This is a genomic window from Streptomyces sp. NPDC020875 (assembly GCF_040641415.1).
Classification (GTDB): Bacteria; Actinomycetota; Actinomycetes; order Streptomycetales; family Streptomycetaceae; genus Streptomyces.
Genome location: NZ_JBFADP010000135.1, coordinates 1 through 2,474 on the forward strand (window position 1 = coordinate 1; position 2,474 = coordinate 2,474).

2 protein-coding genes are annotated in these 2,474 nt (G+C 77.0%); one reads left to right on the plus strand and one right to left on the minus strand.

Annotated features, from left to right (window positions below; genetic code table 11):
* Positions 1 to 93 precede the first annotated feature (93 nt).
* Positions 94 to 1,635: a protein phosphatase 2C domain-containing protein gene (locus AB0G74_RS34290; protein ID WP_361154630.1), complete on the minus strand. Its 1,542-nt coding sequence runs from the start codon at positions 1,633 to 1,635 to the stop codon at positions 94 to 96.
* Between the two features lie 237 nt (positions 1,636 to 1,872).
* Between AB0G74_RS34290 and AB0G74_RS34295 the strand changes: the two genes are divergently transcribed.
* Positions 1,873 to 2,349 (plus strand): DUF456 domain-containing protein, encoded by a 477-nt coding sequence (locus tag AB0G74_RS34295; protein WP_361154632.1) that lies wholly within the window; start codon positions 1,873 to 1,875, stop codon positions 2,347 to 2,349.
* Positions 2,350 to 2,474: the final 125 nt, after the last annotated feature.

Consider the following 2,474-nt stretch of genomic DNA (forward strand, 5'->3'; position numbering starts at 1 on the left):
CGCCGGGGGGACCCCCACCGCCATCGCGATCGCACGCACCAGACGCCGCGGGGCCCGCCCTTCGGGCGGACGGCGCTACTTTCGAAACACGCCCTAGAGGAGGGTGTCGTAGACGGCGACCGCGGTGCGGTCGTCGGCGTAGCCCTTCACTCTGAGCTGGACATCGGTCAGGAAGGCCGCCGGGGGCGGGGGGTCGGTGGCGTGCCAGCGGCGGGCCAGTTCGGCGCCGAGGCCGGGGGCCTCGCGCAGGGGGTCGGCGAGGCCGGGGGCGCAGAGGAGGAGGGTGTCCCCGGGGCGGGCCGTGCAGACCCGGAAGCGGAAGGGCTCGGGGGGTGGTGGCGCCGGGTCCTCGTACTCGGGTGGCACGGCGGCCGGTTCCAGCTCCTCCCAGGCGCCGTCCCGTAGCCGGAACAGTCCGCCGGGGCCGATCCCGAAGAAGATCCGGTGGCGGCAGTCCGGGTCGGCGGTCAGCAGCAGACAGCGCAGTCCGGCGGTGTAGTCGTCGGGGGCACGGCCGCGTTCGGCCGCGAGGGCGCGGAGCCGGCTGACGCTCCGGTCGGTGAGCCGGTGCAGTCCGGCCCTGAGGTCGTCGCGGCGCCCGGCCCTGATGTCCTCGGTGAGCCGGAAGTGGCTGCGGCCGACCGCGCCGCCGATGAGCCGGCAGGCGTCCGCCGCCGCGCGGTGGGCGTCGGGGGCGGCCCGGGGGCCGGTAGCGACGGCGATCAGTACCAGCGCGTTGTCGCCGGTGCCGAACCGGGCCGTGAGCAGGGCGTCCTTACGGGGGTCGCCCCGGTAGCGCGCGGAGTCCCCTCGGACGGAGGCGGCGCGCAGGGTCCAGGTGCCGTACCGGGCGCCGTCCACGACGGTGTCGGGGACCAGCCCGTCCAGCGCCTCGGGGTCGGCCATGGGCAGGGCCGTGGGGTCGGCGTCATAGGTCGGCGGCCCGTCGCCGATGTATCCGGGGTGGGCGCCGCCGTCGGCCGCCGACACCGCTCCGGGCGCCCGCGGAACTCGTGGGTCCGGCACACCGGGTAAGGGCCCGGACGCCTCACTCTCGCCCTCCGCGGCGGCGGTTGTCGGCTCCGGCTCGTCCGGCGCGAACGGTGGTACGCGCTCCGCCCCGTCGTCGGGCTCCCCCGGCGACGGCTCGGCGGGCGGGCTCCCGAAGACCACCGGTCCGGTCCCCGGCAGGGGCGGCGGAAGGACGGGGGCCGCGGCTTCGACCGGCTCCGACGGGGGTCCGTCGGCGGCGGACGGCTCCGGCGCGGACGGCGGCGGTACGCGGCCCTCGGCGGTCCCGGGCCGGTCCGGGACGACGCGCTCGGGTACGACGGGGGGCGGCTCCGGCGCGGACGCGGGGGCGGACGCGGCCGGGCCGGGGGCCGCCGACCTGGCGGGAGCGGGGGGCTCTTCGGGCTCCCACCAGGCCCGGGGACGTATGGGCGGACCGGCCGGGGCCGTGGTCGGCGCCGTCACCGCCGTCGCGGAGGCGAAGTGGTCGTCAAGACTCGCGCCACCGGTCGGGGACTGCGGACGGGCCGGGTCCGGGGCGGGCGCGGGCACGGGCGCCGGTTCCTGATAGAGCCGGTGCCACCAGTCGTCTGCCGGGGCGGGTGTCTCCCCCTGCTGCCTCATGTCCATAGTGTCGACCGGGAACGGCCCGGCAAAACGGGGCCTTTCCAAAGCTGTCGACCTTTCGCCATCCCCGTTCGGCCGGTCGTCGGCGCTCACACCGGGAAGGGGCGGCGCCACCTGCGGCGGGGCGCGTTCGGCGGCTGTACCACCGGTACGCAGCCCCGGACGGCCGGAGTCCGGATCGTGCCACGGGAGGCGGGGGTGGCCGCGGTGGGGGAACCTGGGTCCGTGGGTGGTGTGTGGCAGGAGGTACTGGTGGGGGGCGTGATCGCGTTCGGGCTCGCCGGGGTGCTGGTTCCCGGGGTGCCCGGCCGCTGGCTGGTCTGGGCGGCGATGCTCTGGTGGGCGCTGCACGAGCAGTCGGGTGCCGCCTGGGCGCTGCTGGTCGGCTCCACGGCCGTACTGCTGCTGGTGCAGGTGGTGCTCTGGCTGATGCCGACCCGCCGGATCCGGGAGTCGGGCGCCACCGGCAGGACCGCGGCCTTCGCGGGCGCCGGGGCGGTGGTGGGGTTCGTGGTGCTCCCGGTGGTCGGTGCGATCCCGGGCTTCGTCGGGGGCATCTATCTCTGTGAGCGCCGTCGGCTGGGCGGCCACGGCCAGGCGAAGGCGGCGACCCGCCAGGTGATGCGCGCGGCGGGGGCAAGTGTGCTGGTGGAGCTGTTCGCCTGTCTGCTGATCGCCGGTGCGTGGCTGGGCGCGGTGATCGCGCGGTGACGACCGGTCCGCGCGGCCCCCGACCCTAAGGGCTGTCCCGTAATCCCCGGTGGGCGCACGACGACAGCTACGGCACTCCCCCTGGGCCCGGCGGCCCGGGAGGTACCCCCACGCCGCGTTGTCGG